Origin of the sequence: Varibaculum massiliense (assembly GCF_900106855.1) — a bacterium.
GTDB classification, from domain to species: Bacteria; Actinomycetota; Actinomycetes; order Actinomycetales; family Actinomycetaceae; genus Varibaculum; species Varibaculum massiliense.
The window spans coordinates 202,037-218,212 of sequence record NZ_FNWI01000004.1 but is presented as its reverse complement, the minus strand read 5'-3'; the positions used below and the strand labels follow the sequence as shown (position 1 = coordinate 218,212).

At 50.4% G+C, this 16,176-nt stretch carries 9 protein-coding genes; 8 read left to right on the top strand and 1 reads right to left on the bottom strand.

Features of this window, described 5'->3' with window-relative positions; genetic code table 11:
* Window positions 1-146: 146 nt before the first annotated feature.
* From BQ5456_RS00990 to BQ5456_RS00980, 3 genes are all read left to right on the top strand, one after another.
* Window positions 147-1,064: a Bax inhibitor-1/YccA family protein gene (locus tag BQ5456_RS00990; protein WP_083378287.1), complete on the top strand. Its 918-nt coding sequence runs from the start codon at window positions 147-149 to the stop codon at window positions 1,062-1,064.
* Between the two features lie 86 nt (window positions 1,065-1,150).
* Window positions 1,151-1,648 carry a hypothetical protein gene (locus BQ5456_RS00985; RefSeq protein WP_071128359.1) on the top strand — a complete coding sequence of 166 codons (498 nt, stop codon included), beginning with the start codon at window positions 1,151-1,153 and terminating at the stop codon, window positions 1,646-1,648.
* A gap of 111 nt (window positions 1,649-1,759) precedes the next feature.
* Window positions 1,760-3,358: an AI-2E family transporter gene (locus tag BQ5456_RS00980; RefSeq protein WP_083378286.1), complete on the top strand. Its 1,599-nt coding sequence runs from the start codon at window positions 1,760-1,762 to the stop codon at window positions 3,356-3,358.
* Window positions 3,359-3,361: 3 nt separating this feature from the next.
* On the opposite strand, the gene BQ5456_RS00975 is transcribed toward BQ5456_RS00980, so the two are convergent.
* Window positions 3,362-4,126 (bottom strand): isoprenyl transferase, encoded by a 765-nt coding sequence (locus BQ5456_RS00975; RefSeq protein WP_071128357.1) that lies wholly within the window; start codon window positions 4,124-4,126, stop codon window positions 3,362-3,364.
* Between the two features lie 149 nt (window positions 4,127-4,275).
* On the opposite strand from BQ5456_RS00975, the gene trhA reads away from it, so the two are divergent.
* The 5 genes from trhA (at window position 4,276) to BQ5456_RS00950 (ending at window position 15,930) form a co-directional block, all read left to right on the top strand.
* The gene (gene trhA / locus BQ5456_RS00970; protein WP_083378285.1) at window positions 4,276-4,968 is read left to right on the top strand and encodes a PAQR family membrane homeostasis protein TrhA; all 693 of its coding nucleotides are present in this window, start codon (window positions 4,276-4,278) and stop codon (window positions 4,966-4,968) included.
* Window positions 4,969-5,105: 137 nt separating this feature from the next.
* Window positions 5,106-5,582 (top strand): transcription elongation factor GreA, encoded by a 477-nt coding sequence (greA, locus tag BQ5456_RS00965; RefSeq protein ID WP_071128356.1) that lies wholly within the window; start codon window positions 5,106-5,108, stop codon window positions 5,580-5,582.
* A gap of 178 nt (window positions 5,583-5,760) precedes the next feature.
* Complete coding sequence (locus BQ5456_RS00960; RefSeq protein WP_143036998.1) at window positions 5,761-6,036, top strand: hypothetical protein; 276 nt, start codon at window positions 5,761-5,763, stop codon at window positions 6,034-6,036.
* Window positions 6,023-14,365: a SpaA isopeptide-forming pilin-related protein gene (locus BQ5456_RS00955; RefSeq protein WP_071128354.1), complete on the top strand. Its 8,343-nt coding sequence runs from the start codon at window positions 6,023-6,025 to the stop codon at window positions 14,363-14,365. Before BQ5456_RS00960 ends, BQ5456_RS00955 begins: the two co-directional genes overlap by 14 nt.
* Entirely contained in the window at window positions 14,362-15,930 is a 1,569-nt protein-coding gene (locus tag BQ5456_RS00950; RefSeq protein ID WP_071128353.1) for a SpaH/EbpB family LPXTG-anchored major pilin, read from the top strand. The genes BQ5456_RS00955 and BQ5456_RS00950 overlap by 4 nt, the downstream gene beginning before the upstream one ends.
* The last annotated feature ends 246 nt before the right edge of the window (window positions 15,931-16,176 follow it).

The window sequence follows — 16,176 nt, the reverse complement described above, 5'->3', positions numbered from 1 at the left end:
TTTTACGGAACTCATCCAGAAACTTTTCAGAAACATCTACTAATAATTTGTTTAGTAGTGCTGTTTCCAGCTCTGGCAATTGTCGGAGTGCGACTAGTAAAGTTGCGAAACGGAAGCGGCTGGTAACTGCAGAAAGAGAGATCCAGATGGCAAATCCGGTTATGAATCAAGTAGGCGAGCAGATGCGTCGCACTCCCGCTGGCTATCCCGAAATGCCTGGCTACCAGGTAGGGGGAGACGCGCGGTTCGCTAATCCGTCCTATCCGCAATCCGCCACCCCCGGCGTTCCTGGACAAAATACCTCTATTCCCGGACAAACTACCTTTGATCAAGGTCAGCAACTGGGGGTTCCCCAGAGTATTTCGCGTCCTATGACCCTAGATGATGTGCTGGTGCGCACCGGCGCAAGTTTTGGGGTAATGATTGTGGCAGCTGCGGCGCTGTGGTTTTGGGGAGTCAGCGATCTGGCGGCGAACGCGGGAACAATGCTCACCATTTCCTCGGTTTCCGCTCTGATAGCTTTTGCGTTAGTGCTGGTGCATTCCTTCCGCCGTAAGCCTTCGGCAGCGATTACCTTGGGTTACTCCTTCTTTGAAGGGCTGTTCATCGGCGGGATTTCTGCGTTCTTCGAATATACGTATCCGGGGATTGTAATCCAGGCGTTGATTGGAACCGCGGCAGTCTTCGTTACCTGCCTGGTGTTATTTAAGTCGGGGCTAGTCAGGGTCAACTCCAAGTTCATGAAGATTATGCTGTTGGGCATCGTTTCAATCGTGGTTTATCGGCTTTTGGCGATGGTTTTGGCGATGGTTACTCCCTCCAGTGCCGTGGGTAATCTTGACCAAATCACTCTCTTCGGGCTGCCTCTGGGGCTGCTAGTGGGCTTATTTGCGGTGATCTTCGGGGCAATGTCACTAATCTCTGATTTTGATATGGTTCGCGAGGGCGTGCGCCTGGGGGCGGACAAAGATATGGCCTGGAGCTGCGCTCTGGGAATCATGGTCACGGTGGTCTGGCTCTACATCGAGATTTTGCGCATCATTGCGATTCTTCGCGATAACTAACCAGGTAACTGAATAGAAAACTGTACCTCGGGGCGACTACTATAAGCTGTAGTCGCCCCGAAGTATTTTTAGGAAGGAACCTCGCTGTGCCGGTGATTGTAAGAACCCCTACCTTGGTTGATGCTGCGGGCGCAGCTATGGCGCATCACCGGATATTAACCGAAACTATCGGCGACCAGGTGCCGGAAGATTTTTGGGAAAAACACAGCGAAGAAGCCCTCCTTGAGTACTGGCATCAGCAAATCCTGCAGACGAAGGGTAGAAAAATCGCCTTTGCCTCCCGAGGACGGCAAGTAGTGGGAATGGCTTATGTAACCCCCTCGCCCCCAAACGATCATCAGTTGGGACCGGCTCCTCGCGCCCTGGACATTGCGTTCTTCGGGATTATCCGCCAGTTTTATTCCCGCGACCTTGCCCAGCGTCTTCTGGACTATGTGCTTGATCCTGACACTCCCGCCCAAGCGTGGGTACTGCGTTCCGACCAAGTAAAACGCCGCTTTTTACGGGTGAATGGTTTCACTTTGGACGGGCTGAGCCTGATTGACGAGGATTCGGGAGAGACGATTTCCCGGATGACCCGCTAACGCCCGCTAGCCAATAGCTTTTCGCCATCACGACCATTATTAAAGTAAAAAGCATCACTGTCTTAGCGAGTGGTTTGTTAGAGAGTTGCGGGACGCTGCTAGGGTTGAGTTATGAATTTTCGTCTTGAAGGCTTTAAGCAAGCGGCTCGGCGCCTGGTAGAGGCGCTTCCTCGGCAGAGGAAAGACGCTGTGCCGGCAGTTCCAGACGCAGGCTCCTATATCCAAGACCTCCCCGAAATTAAAACAGATGGGGAAGAACCTTCGCATAAACAGTCGGTGCCGCTAACTTTGCGGGTAGCTGCGGACTGGTCTTGGCGGCTGTTGGTGGTAGCAGCGGCTTTTGCCGGTTTCCTTTATGTCGCCAGTAAGTTCCAGGTAATTGTGGTTCCGGTAGCGGTGGCACTGCTGCTATCAGTGCTATTAGAGCCGGTACTGCGGCTTTTATATATAAAACTGCATTTTCCGCGGACACTGGCTGCCGCGGTCACTTTGATTCTCGGGGTGGGGATAGTGGCAGCCATGATCTCGGTTTCTACCACCCAATTGGCTAGCGAACTGCCCAACCTAATCGGGCGCACTAAAGCCGGCGTGGATGAAGGCATCCACTGGCTAGCTACCGGTCCGCTGAAAATGGATACCGAGACAGCCACTAAGCTGTGGGCGCAAGCCCAAGATCAAATCCAGAACTATGCCCGTAATAATGCTTCCTGGCTAGCGCAAAATGCTTTGGGAACTATGTCGGCGGTGGCGTCGGCATTCACCGGGGCGCTAACCGCTTTGTTCTGTCTATTCTTTTTCCTAAAAGATGGGCGCAAACTGTGGCAGTGGTTCTTGCGGCTGACTCCGCGTTCGGCGCGCCATCCTCTAAACGAAGCGGTTATTCGCGGCTGGGTTACGCTCGGTGCCTATACTCGCACCCAATGCCTGGTGGCAGCGATTGATGCCGTCGGTATCGGGGGCGGTGCCTACCTGATTGGGGTTCCCTTAGCGATTCCCCTGGCTATTTTGGTGTTCCTGGCGGCCTTCGTGCCGATTCTAGGGGCAATCCTTTCGGGAATGATGGCGGTAGCGATTGCCCTGGTAGATAAAGGATTCACCACGGCAATCATAATGCTGATAATTATTTTGGTGGTTCAGCAGGTGGAATCCAATCTGCTGCAACCGGCATTAATGTCTAATGCGGTTAGTCTGCATCCGGTGGCGGTACTGCTGGCGGTAGCCGGTGGCGGCGCCTCGATGGGGATTGTGGGCGCGATTTTTGCGGTGCCGATTCTGGCGTTCTTGAACACTACCGTACTCTACCTGCGCGGATATGATAGCTTTATTCGGCTCAATTACCAGAAAGATCGCCCCGGAGGGCCTCCCGGGTCTCTCGATAAAGAATTAGCGGAGGCGGCTCGCCCCAGCGAGCAGAACCTTGCGGAGGCACGCGAAGCGAAAGCAGCCGTGGAAGAGGACGGACAGCGACATACTCCCCGTGACCATGCAGAACAAGCGGAGCAAGTACAGCGGGAAATTCAAGATACTCTCTCCGAGTTTGCGGCAGCAGATCCGAACCAGTTTGTTCCCGGGGATGCCAAAACCGATTTCGAGGTAGGAGCTGCGACCAAGATACAGAAAGTGGCGGAGGCGGAGCGCGCCGCCCAGCAAGAGCAACAGGACGCTAACTCGCCAGCCGAAAAATCTAAGGGTACAGACAATCAGGAATAGATTTTACTTGCCCATACGGCGCTCACGGAGAGCAAAGTCGCGCAGGGCTCGATAGAAGTCAATTTTGCGGAAGTCTGGCCAGAAGGCTTCGCAAAAGTAGTATTCCGAATGGGTAGACTGCCACATCAGGAATCCCGATAACCGCTGTTCACCCGAGGTGCGGATAACTAAATCCGGGTCAGGCTGGCCGGCAGTATAAACGTGGGAAGTTATTTCATCTACGGATAGTTCTTGAGCTACGGTTTCTAAAGTAGCGCCCTCCTGTGCCTTTTCCAGTAACAAGTTGCGCACGGCCTCGGTAATTTCTTCGCGCCCGCCGTAGCCGACTGCGATATTTACGGTGAGGGGAGAGTCTTGGCAAGAATCTGCCACTGCCTCCCGCAGGCGATCTTGCACCGGGGCAGGCAGCAGGGAAAGGTTGCCGAGTAAACGTAGATGCCAGCGTCCTAAAGAAGCTATTTGCTCTACCACTCCGCAAATAATGTCAAAAAGTTTCGTGAGTTCCTCTCCGGAGCGCCGCAGATTATCGGTAGATAGCATCCAGAGGGTAACTACCGGGATCCCAACTTCTTCACTCCACCCTAAAAATTCTAGGGCTTTATCAGCCCCTACTTTATGTCCGGTTTCTGACTCAGCCCCCACCTGATGCGCCCAACGCCTATTCCCATCGAGAATTACCCCCACGTGGCGCGGCAAGGATTCAGTGGGCAGCGCCTTTTCCAGGTTGCGGGCATAGAGTCGATAGACCAGGTCAGTAAGGTGAGTCAAGCTTGCTCCTTTAGGGTTAATAGTTGGATTTTACCCCTCCTGCGATTTATTGACAGTATTTATCCCCTACAATTAACGTAGGTTGCAGACAGACACCCTAGCGCAGCTGTTGGGGCTAGGGCGGGTTTTATTCGACCTGAGGAGGACGGATGGCACCTGATGAGGGACGATACACCCAGGTAAAAAAGCGGGTGGCGGATTCTTTCAACGCCCTACCTAAACCGAAATTGCGCGGCTGGATCCACACCGTTACGGTACCGCTTTCTCTTGCTGCCTCCATTGTGCTGATTTGTTTAGCCAATACTGCTAACGAACGCTGGGCGTGTGCCGTCTATCTGGTTTGTTCCTTACTGCTTTTCGGGGTTTCCGCTCTTTACCACCGCATAGATTGGGGAAAACGGGCTCACAGCGTGATGCGCCGCCTGGATCATTGCAATATTTTCTTGTTGATTGCGGGGTCTTATACCCCGATTGCAGTCTCCCTTTTGCCTTATCCGCAGGCGCGAAACCTATTACTGCTGGTGTGGCTGGGTGCCTTGGCGGGGATTTTACTGTCTATATTTTGGCCAGGCGCGCCCCGCTGGCTGTATGTCCCTATCTATGTCTTGTTGGGCTGGGTTGCGCTTGGCTATATGGGGCAGCTGCGCGAAGCTGGGGGATTGGCGGTTATCTGGCTGCTAGTAGCGGGGGGACTTTGCTACTCGATAGGGGCGGTGTTTTACGGGCTGCGTTGGCCGGGCAGGCGCGCCCGCTACTTTGGCTATCACGAGATTTTCCATGCGGGTACGGTGGCGGGGTGGACCTGTATTTGTATCGCCGCCTATTTCGCAGTGCTCTCCTGACCGGCACTTATATTGGAAATAAGTTATTAGCTTTTTGTAATAGCAACTTCAGCTGCAATTTGTTACACTGATACCTGCTGTTTTACTGACCGCGCTCAGCGTGGTCAGTCTTTTATTTATTAGCTGAGGAGAAAACGATGGCAGAGAAGACCTGGATGACTCAGGAATCATACGATCGTCTAAAGGAAGAGCTACGCCATCTCGAAGAAGTAGAGCGTCCGGCGATTGCCCGCCGAATTGATGAAGCCCGCCAAGAAGGCGACTTGAAGGAAAACGGCGGTTACCATGCGGCACGGGAACAGCAGTCCTGGAATGAAACCCGGATTTTGCAGCTAAAGGAAATCATCGAGAACGCCGAGGTGGGTGAGCCTCCAGCTGATGACGGGATTGTGGAACCAGGCATGGTAGTGAAGGCTACTCTGGGGCGGCGGGAAGTGAAGTTCCTGATGGGCTCGCGCGAGGCTAGCCCGGATGTGGACATGGACGTCTATTCTCCGGATGCTCCCTTGGGACAGGCGATTATGGGCCATAAGGTGGGCGAAACCGTTGATTATCTAGCTCCTAACGGCAAAAATATTAAGGTAAAGCTGCTGGAAGTTAGCCCTTTCGAATAGGGAGAAGCCCTGGTTAAACACCTTTTTTCGCACGTTGCTTGCGGGCGTGGTTTTTACCATTTGTGGTTTTCTGAGCGCTTGATAGCACCCTGATTAATGTATTATCATAAGTTAAAGATTTATTGAGGCTGGATGGCTGCCTTATGGGGTGGTTGCTCTGTTCTATGGGAGTGTAGGTTTGACTAGTAGGGTGCTGAGCAGGCGATTGGTGGCTTCTCTATCGGTGTTGGGGCTGCTGTTGTCCACATTGTTGGTGGTGGTGCCGCTTACGGCATCGGCGAAATCCCAACCGGTTAAGGCTTCTTCGGTATCTGCTGCTTCCAAGTCGGGGATCACTAAGTCGGTGCGTTCTGGGCAGCCGCTTCCCGGGCTACATAGTTTGCAGGATTTGTCGGCGGGGGTGCCGCAGGCGTTGCGTAGCCCAATTCCCGTGCGGGGGGGTGCCCCCAACTGACGACCGTTTCATTTTTGAGGGAACGGTACTTACTGGCCTGACTGCTAAGGGCAAGAAAGAACTTGAAACTAATCATGAACTGACCATTCCCGATGGCGTCACCAAGATCGCGGAGGGTGTTTTTTCGGGGTTGGAACTCACTAAGGTTACCTTGCCGGATTCGGTGACTGAGGTCGGGGCGCGCGCGTTTTATGATAACCAGATTGAGGAACTGACCGCACTAGGGTTAAAAAAGATTGGTGAGGGCGCGTTCCAGAGGAATAAGCTTAAGTCTTTGTCTTTTGAGTCTTCTACTCTGGAGGAGATTGGTGAGGGCGCGTTCAGCGATAACCAGTTAACCGAGGTGAATATCACCGATGCTCGCCCGGATGATTCGCAGAACCCGCCCCAGCGGTTAACCGCTATCCCCGCGAATGTTTTCCGTGACAATAAGCTAACTGAGGTCACTTTGCCGAAGTATGTGACCGAGATTGGCGACAGTGCCTTTGCCAATAACCAACTGGAGGCGATTACCCTTCCGCCCAACTTGCAGAAGGTTGGCCAGGAGGCCTTTAGCGGCAACCAAATCAAAGAAGTAAAGATTCCTGCGACTATCACCACCTTTGGCAAGGAAGTTTTTTCGAATAACAAGCGTTGGGTGGTGCTAGAAAAGGCTGACGGGCAGACTTCGCTTCCGACCGCAGTAAAGTCCGAAAAGTATGCTTCCGGCTTTGGTCAGGTGGCTGCGGAGGACGCGGTCTCGATCACTATTAACTACCTCGATGCGGATACTGATAAACCCCTGCGCAGCCCGCAGATTCTACAAAGTGAGTTTACCGAGCCGGACGGGGTGTATTTCGCGGGTGAACCTAACAAGATTAAGGCGCCGGTTTTTGCGGGTTACAAGGCTACGGAATCCGCAAAAGAGCTCACGCCAGTAAAGGGTGAGAAGAACGAGGTTACTTTTAAATATAAGAAAACCGATTTTTCACCCAAGATTAGTGGGGACATTTTTAAGCATATTCCGCATGGTGGTGACGGTTCTACAGAAGCTTTATTGAAGGGTGTGACCGCGGTAGATGCTGACGGCAATGTTATTACTGGAAAGCTAAAGGTTTCTCCGAAAACAATTGATACTCATGTGCAAGAGGCCACCTACGATGTCTACTACACGGTCACTGATTCTCAGGGGCGCACTAAAACCGTTAAAGGCAAGGTGGCAGTCGGTCCGGATTGGCCAGAGAAAACCATTTGTGCCGGTTGGCAGGTAAAAGATTTCACCTACGACGGGGAAACCATTACCGGGTTCAGTGATAGCGGTCGAAAAAACCATCAGAAGGGCGCGACTAATAGCGATTGGTGCTGGCCAACCTTCGGGGACAAGGGGCAGTCCATCACCGCAATAGGTAGCTATGCTTTTTACCAGGTAGGTTTGATGAAGCTGCCCAAATCCTGGGGATCAATAAAGTATATTGGGGGTTCGGCCTTCGCAAAAAACAAAATAGAGAGCTTGCCTGATGACTGGGGCGGGGTTACTCAGATTAAAGATCGAGCTTTTTACGAAAATAAGACGCTTAGTAAGATTCCGGATTCGTGGGGTGATTTAGAGGAAATAACACCCGGTCTGTTTCAATATTGTGGACTAACCAGTATCCCCAAATCTTGGGGAAAAGTTAAAAGTATTGGTGAGAGTTCATTTTCTAGCAATTATACACTCACTGAAATACCAGAATCTTGGAAAGATATTACTTTCATTGGCAATTACGCCTTTTCTAGTAACAAGATAACGAAAATTCCTAATAGTTGGGGGAAAGTTGAGCTTAATCGGATAGACCCCGATAATTTTAAAAACAAATTTCTAAAGGGTGTGTTCGCCTTTAATTCTATCACCCAGCTAGATTTTAGCTGGGAGGGTTGGCCTGCTATTCCTGATGATCTCTTTAGAGAGAATCATTTAACTTCTATCCCTGATAGTTGGAAAACTGTTAAATCTATAGGAGATATGGCCTTTTATGGCAATAAGTTAACTGCTTTACCTGAATCTTGGGGAAATGTAACTCATATTTATGATAACGCCTTTGCGAGTAATCAATTGACCAGCATACCTGATAGCTGGGGAGAGGTTAGTCAGGTTAAAAGTTACGCCTTTTATGCAAATAGGTTAACTGGTTTACCTGATTCTTGGGGAAACATTAGTCAAATTGAATACCGATCTTTTGAAGGTAACCAGATAACTACTATCCCGGATTCTTGGGGAAATGTTACTAGAATTCGTGAGGAGGCATTCGCGTCTAATAAGATAGCAAAACTTCCCGATTCTTGGGGGAAAATAACCGGGATTGAAAAACAAGCTTTTATTAATAATTTACTTACCCAATTACCTGATTCCTGGGAAAATGTGAGCTCCCTGGGCGAGGCGTGCTTTGAAGATAATATAATTGAAGAATTACGCGCTCCTTGGGGAAAGATTACAGCAATCCCAAAAAACGCTTTTTACAGGAATAAAATAATTAGGCTACCTGATTCCTGGGATAGGGTTTCTTATATTGGTCCTTCGGCATTCTCGAGAAATAAGATTGTAAATCTACCAAGATCTTGGGATTTAGTAGCCAATATTGACGTGGAGTCTTTTGCCGATAATGAAATTGTTTCTATCCCATCTTCCTGGGAAAATATTAAAAATATTCCTTTTGGAGCCTTTCAGAAAAATAATCTAGTAACCATTCCCTCCGATTGGGGACAAATTGATAAGATTGATGGGAGAGCTTTTGAATCTAATCGGCATTTGAAAGCAATTCCTCAAAACTGGGGAAAGGTTAAAGACGTAGGATATCATGCATTTTCAGATACATCTATAGCGGATTTACCGGAACGTTTAGGGGACATAGAGAGTGTCAGTGCTGCGTTCTCAGAAACAAAAGTGGTATCTCCAGTCTTTAAAGTAGCCGATGACCGGCTGGAACAAGCCGTGCAATTACTTAAAAAGAGCATGTATGAAAATAAAGTTTTGGGTTTGACAGGTCCGGTTTATTTGCGACCCGATTCAGGGAAGAACCCTAATCATGTGGCATCTGTGCCTGGCAAGATTATTATTTTGGTTGATACCAAGGTAACCGCGAAATATGTGGACGAGAATGGTAAAGAGCTAAAGCAACCAACCGAGCAGGTATTGAACACCCTCGAGGAGGGGGGAGACGAATATAGCTTCTGGCCTCCAATGATTGAAGGTTACAGCGTGCTGGAAGCGCAAAAGGTTGCTCTTGATGGGGAAGATAAAGAGCTAACTTTCGTTTATAAACCGGTTCCAGAATCCTATAAGAACACTACCTTTGGATTGCTAGAGTTAAGCGGTAAGCTCACCAATGAGCCGGCAGATAAAAAAGGGAACTTCCCCAGCTCCGATACTCTCAAAGACCAGATAGGTAAAAAGCTGCGTACCGATATTACCTATGGTGGGGACGCGCCCGGCGCCGAGCTAGCCAAGGGGGTTATTCGGGTAACCTATGATCCCTCCCGGGTCGAATATGTAGAATCCGGAATCAAAGATGCCTACGGCTTCAAATCCGCTACCGTGGTCGCCCCCGGCGTCCTCGAAATAAAATTACAAGAAAAATACGGTGCAAATCGCAGAACCACTATTCCTATTCACTGGCGGTTAAAAGAGCGGGTCACGCCCTCTGATGGGAACTACCCCATCACTGCTACCTTGATAGAAACGGCAAGTGACGGAACCCGTTACGTGGTTAAGCCCAACCCGGCATCGAAGCCAGGACCGGTGAACCTGCAAGGTTACTACTTGATGCCCACGTTTATAAAAGATGCTGCCGGGTGCAGCCTGGGGGTGTGCCGCGACTATGATGAAGACGAAAATGGACACGTAGCCGAAAGTGGTAAAAACGCGGTCACCTTTACGTTCGGGATTAAAAAAGACCTGTTCCGCAATGTGAAAGGTTACACCATCACCGATGTTTTACCGGAGTACACCAAAGCAGACGGATCGACTGCTCGTGCCCAGTTCGTGGCGGAAGAAAACCCTGGCTGGACGCTCGGGGGCGACGGGGTGACCCTTACCTATACGGATAAAGATCGAACAATTCACAGCGAATACGCCGGTTTAGGCACGCTAAAGCTCCACTTCCCGGGGGCGAAAAAACAAGAAAGAATCAACAATAGTGCCGACTTCGCCCTTAACCCCGAAGAAAAAGGGGAAAAAGAACCCGTAATTACCGGGTCGGCAAGAACCAGGATCAGTTTCTATAAGCCAATCGAAACTTTCCCCACCGGGACCGCCCTCGACAAAAGTGCAGACGGGCCGCACTATGTGGACGCAGAACCCACCCTGTTCGACACCGACAGTGACCGGAAAAAAGAAATCAACTGGAGTGTTTACACCGATAACACCACCCAGACTGCCGGAGTTGTGAACGTAGAAGATTACAACCTAGATAAACGGTTGCGCTATAGCGCGGTGACCCCCGATCCCTTCTTTATTGGTGGGAAACTAGAAATCTTGACCTCGAAAGACGGGGTAGACAAGCATTTATATTCCATAGATATTACTGACGGTAAACGCATCGAACTGCCCGAAGAATTAACTAAATACCCTGATATTTGGTTGCGGTGGGTCAGCAAAATCCAGGCGCAGCCTGGAAAACGCACCATCAGTAAAGTACACACGCGTTTTAGGGACAGCGCTAAAAAACTGTGTGACCAAACAAAATGTGATGCCCCTCTAGCTAACTCGGTACGCTCTGGTTTAAAAAAGAAAGAAGCATTCATCAACATTCGTCCCGAGGGCAAAACCATAAAAGCTCTCAAACGGAACACTTTTGAAAAACTCACCCTCACCGGTAAGACCGGTACCTATACCGTGGGTGCCGAAATAGAAACCGACTATGGCGCCCCCCTGACTTCCTTTGAGCTGGTAGACGTGCTGCCCAATGGTTTAGAAGTACAAGGCGTGACCATGACCGGGACATTCGCGGCTCTGCCAGGGGCGCGTTACGAGATTGTGTCCAACTGGAATAATACTGGGCGGCAAGCGGTCAGGTTCCTCGCCGACCAGGTTACCAACGTAGACGATGTTTACAACGTGGGACAGCTAGAAACCTATATCTCCAAACGTACCCCCGGCCCCGTTATGATAAACGAAGCATTCGTGCGTGCCCAAGGGAAAGTTATCTACCTTAACAAGGTAGAAAATGACCCGGTAGCCGGGGAAGGTATTTGGTCAAAGGCCGAGAACGCCACCAAGGTTTCAGTCGGAGACGAAACCTATATCTACAAGCGGATACGAAAAGCCAAAGCCAACGCGCCCTGGACGGACAAAATCCAGACCCTGGCAGGAGCAAACTTCGAATACCAATTACGGTTGGGGTACGGGGAAAAGGCCGAAACAAACTCTGTTATATATGACCTGTTACCGGTAGCGGGAACCGAGGCGCGAGAAGGCTCTAACCTGATAAATCAATATCGCAGCGGAGCCAAAGTAACCTTCGCAATGGCAGATGGGAGCAGTGTGCCGGGCTGGAAAGCCCAATACACCTGCGATACCAATCTGACCAAAGAAACCCTTAAAGGTGCTACCTGGAACGATGAACCCTGCGGGGCAGTGACCGGTTTGAAACTAAGCACTAACAGTGAGCAGAAGGGACGCTCGGAAGTGTGGGCAACCGTCCCCATGATTGCCGGCCCGGCAGGCGCAGATCCGCGTTCCCAAGAACACCTGGGTAAACAGGCAATAAATGACTTTTCCTCCGACGCGGAATCCCACGACGGCACGCTGTACTCGAACCCGGTAATCAATACCCTAGTTCCGCCGCCCTCCAACATTATCCTGCATAAAACCGGGTTCAAGACAGAGGGATACACCGTGAAAGAAGAGGCTCTTGCCGGAGCACAATTCGGTTTATACAACCCGCAAGGCGTGCTGGTTGCTACCGCAACCTCTGGTAAAGACGGGACAGTATCCTTCACCGAAGTAGACGCGAAACCCGGCTGGACAGTGCGAGAACTATCCGCTCCCGAAGGCTACCAGCTTAGCGATAAATCGTTCGTACTCACCTCTACCCATTTCAGCGACAAAAACTATGATACTGACCAAAACGTTTACCAAATCGATTTAGGAACAGTAAAGAACTTTAGCCGTTGGAAGCCGATTGAGCCGGTAAAGGGCAGTGTCAAGTTTAAAAAGGTGGACAAGAACGGTCAGCCTTTAGCGGGCATTGAGTTCACGATTACTCCGGTTGCGGTTGAGGAGGTTAAGTGTTCTACTGCCGGCAAGTTTCTTGGGGATAAAGATTGTAATCCCGTTGGTACGGGTAAGTTTGTGAAGCCGAACTCGCCCCCGATCACGGTTCGCTCTAACGATGACGGTGACGTAAAGTTCTACAATATTCCTGCGGGTAAGTGGCAGCTGACGGAGAATCCGAGGGATAGTCACTTGCAGCCGATTGCTCCGATTGATTTTACGATTACTCGTTGTACGGGTACGGAGTGCACCAACTTGCGGGGGCGTGATTTGACCCTTGGGGTTGATGGAAAGGTTGTGAATGATAAGGGCCGGGTGTCGCTCTCGAAGTTGGGCGTGCGGGGCATGGCTGAAAAGGGCAAGGCCTTTGGTCGGTGGCAGCGCGGTGACGGCGTGATCAAAGCGGGCGCGACCTTTAACCTTTATAAGGGTAAGGGGACTACTGGCACGCCTGATAGGTCGGTGACTACCGAGAGATCGGCTGGTAGCGTGCTGCTGGATAATCTGGAGATTAATCAGGTTTATACCCTGCAAGAAACTAAGGCTCCGGAGGGTTATATCCTAAATGGTAAGCCAATGTACTTCCAGATTGACGCGGATGGGCGGCTTTTGGACGCTGATGGCAAGGCATTGCTGGTGCAGCGTGAACTGTTGGTTCCTAATGAGGAGTCGAAGAAAGAGTCCTCGATTGTGGTCACCAAGGTTGACCCGACAGCTAGTGAGTCTGACGCGGGTGCTGACCGGTTCTTGGTGGGCGCCGAGTTTGGGTTGTTCAAGCAAGCCGGAGATAATTCTTGGCCGGATACTCCCTCAGAGACTAAGGTAACGAATGCTGCGGGTCAGGTTGAGTTTACTGGTCTTGCTGGTGGGGTTTACCGGGTGAAAGAGCTAAAGGCTCCTACCGGGTATTATGTGGATCCGAACGCGGTGCATGAGTTTGTGGTTGATGACTATAGGGCGCAGAAGTTTACTTGGACGGCGAATAATAATCCTTCCCGTTTGCAGGTGTTCAAGTTTGAGCCTCTAGTGAAAGGGGTTAGCGAAGACGCTGCCGATATGGTGGTGTCTGAGAATAAAGATCGGGGAGCGGTTAAACGCCCTGCCCAAGTGGCGGGTACTTTTGATGTGGTAATCCCGCTTGCGGGCGCGAAGTTCACTTTGTTCGACTCGGGTGGGACCAAGTTAGCGGATGGTTTGGAAACCAATAGTGAGGGCATAGTTGAGGTACCCGCAAAGGTTAAGCTGGATGCGGATAAGACCTATGTTTTGAAAGAAACGAAGGCGCCTGATGGTTATATTGCTAAGTCGAATCCGATTTCGGTGAAAATATCTGATTATGCCCTGCTTAAAGGGTTTACCGGTTTGGTGACTATGGAGGTTCCTAACACTAAGAACACCGGTAGTGTCACGGTTTCTAAGCTGGCTAAGGAAACTGGTAAAGCCTTGGCGGGAGCAAAGTTCACCTTGACTGCCCCTGATGGCACCAAGAAAGAAATGACTACTAACCAGGTGGGGTTGGCGACCTTTACTGGTCTTACTTTCGGTGCCGAGTACACGTTGGAAGAAACCCAGGCACCTGAGCGTTACCGAATGGATACTACCCCTATGAAGGTTAAGGTTACCGGGGATAACCCGGTGATGACGGTGGTGCGTTATAACGAGTTAGCGGAAGTAGAAATCGAGCTAAACAAGAAAGATGACGCGAATAAATCGATGGAGGGCGTGGTTTTTGAGCTTACTCAAGAAGGCGCCACTACCGCTCCTAAAACCTTGAAAACTGATCAGGACGGGAAAGCTAAGTTCAAGGTGTTTCCGGGGAAAACCTATGTGCTAAGAGAAATCAGCACCAATAAGGGGTTTGCCCTGCTGCCGCAGCCGGTGAGGTTTAAGGTCGCCGGTAACGGGGAAGTGACCGTTATTAGTGGTAAGGGTGATGTGAATACTGTTAGTGGCGGGGTTAAGTCCCTGACCGTTACTAACTATCCGGAGGGGAAACTTCCCTTGTCGGGGTATGCCGGTTCTTTAGAAGTGTTGCTTCTAGGGTGCCTGGTTTTGGGGATTGCTATGTTATTCACTCTATTTGAAAGGAAAAGAAAGTGAGTAAGAAAAAGTTATTGGCCGTGCTTACTGGCATGGTGATGGCCTTCATGGGCCTGGCGGGTGTAGGTGCTGCCAGTGCTAATAATGGGAATACGCCGTTCGATCGTGTACCCGCTACTGCATCTTTGACGGTGCATAAGTATATGGGTGCTACCACGGATGTGAAAAACGATGGTACCGAGCTTAACGCAGAAGAGCTGGGTAAGCTGAATCCCCCTACCCATAAGCCTTTGGCGGGAATCAAATTTAACCTTTACAAGGTTGAAGGCGTTGATATTAACACTAACAAAGGGCTGGAGCTGGCTACTAAGCTTGCTAAAATTAAATTGGATTCCACGGTAGTTGCCAATGGTATTAAGGATGGGGGCAAGACTTATAGCCTTACTCCAGCTAAAACCGCTTCCGCGGTGACTGATGCTGGTGGTACCGCGAAGTTCGAGGGTCAAAAGCGTGGTCTTTATGTGGTTGTAGAGGACGTGGCTGGATCTAACGCGGATGATATTAAGGCTGATGGTAAGAAGGTTGAGAAGGATCAGATTACTCCGATTGCTCCTTTCGCGTTGACTTTGCCGATGACGAGTCCTGATGGTAAGACCTGGAATGATAACGTGCATGTTTACCCGAAGAACCAGGTGGATGAGCTGGAAAAGAAAGTCAGTGACAAAAACGTTAAAGTAAACGATACTTTCTTCTACACCCTATCGGCTACTTCCACTCCTACTGATAGCAATAAGGATGGGAAACTGGATAAGGGTGACCTGGGTGGGGTTTACGAGTTCTATGATGAGCTACCTGCCAATGTGGAATACGTGGGAACCACGGCCACGATTGCCGGGGCAGACCAAACTGAGGATACTGATTTCAAGGTTACTGCCGATGGTAACAAGGTAACGGTATCTTTCCTGGATCCTGCTTTAGATAAGATTGCTAAGGGCGTTGCGGTTGAGGTAAAAATTACTGTCAAGCTAATCAAGGTTCCAGAAAGTGGTCTTACTGAGAACACTGGTAAGTTGTATCCGAATAAGTGGAAGAAGGATAAGGGCGAGGGTATTCCGTCTAATAAGGTGGTTACCAAGCACGGTGATATCGTAATCAAGAAGATTAACGGGTCTAACGAAGCCCTAGCAGGCGCGATTTTTACTGTGCACCTTAATACGGCTGCTGCCAAAGATTGCTCCACCTATGGTGACGCGATTGCGACATCAGAAGCGACTAATGCTCAAGGTTTGACTAAACTTGAGCATTTGCAGCTATCTAACTGGTACAACGGTGATACGGTTGCTGAGGGGGATCAGCAGCCTTACTGCTTGCTCGAGACAAAGGCTCCGGAAGGTTACCAGATTTTGCCGAAGGCGATTCCTTTCAAGCTGACCAAAGAGGGAAGCGTTACCGATTTGACCCAAGCTGCTAACGAGGCGGCTGCCGGTCATTTCACGACGGTTACTAACTACAAGAACCCGGGGCTGCCGCTGACTGGTGCGCAGGGGATTCTGCTCCTTTCAGCTCTGGGCTTGATTCTGGTCTCTATCGGCGTGGTACTAACCGTTAAACGCCGTAAGGACTAGCTACAGGTCTAGGAAAACTATTAATAGAGTGAATAATAGTCCCTAAGACCAAAGAGGGGGCGGTGCAGATAGCTGCATCGCCCCCTCTTTGCGCCCCAAAACCAGAAACCGCCTCCCCGGAAAAGGCAAGGCAGATAACAGGGCGCCAGGCAGGGGAGGATGGGAAGGTTGAGTTTAAAGCGCCGTGCGTGACCGCTTAGACTGATCAGGCAGACCAGATTGAGTTTGTGGGGCTTACCGGCGGCC

Bases quoted from the DNA above. Each gene is read 5' to 3' on its own strand.
- greA (WP_071128356.1), top strand. From the start codon at position 5,106: ATGGCAGAGAAGACCTGGATGACTCAGGAATCATACGATCGTCTAAAG.
- BQ5456_RS00990 (WP_083378287.1), top strand. From the start codon at position 147: ATGGCAAATCCGGTTATGAATCAAGTAGGCGAGCAGATGCGTCGCACT.
- BQ5456_RS00980 (WP_083378286.1), top strand. From the start codon at position 1,760: ATGAATTTTCGTCTTGAAGGCTTTAAGCAAGCGGCTCGGCGCCTGGTA.
- trhA (WP_083378285.1), top strand. From the start codon at position 4,276: ATGGCACCTGATGAGGGACGATACACCCAGGTAAAAAAGCGGGTGGCG.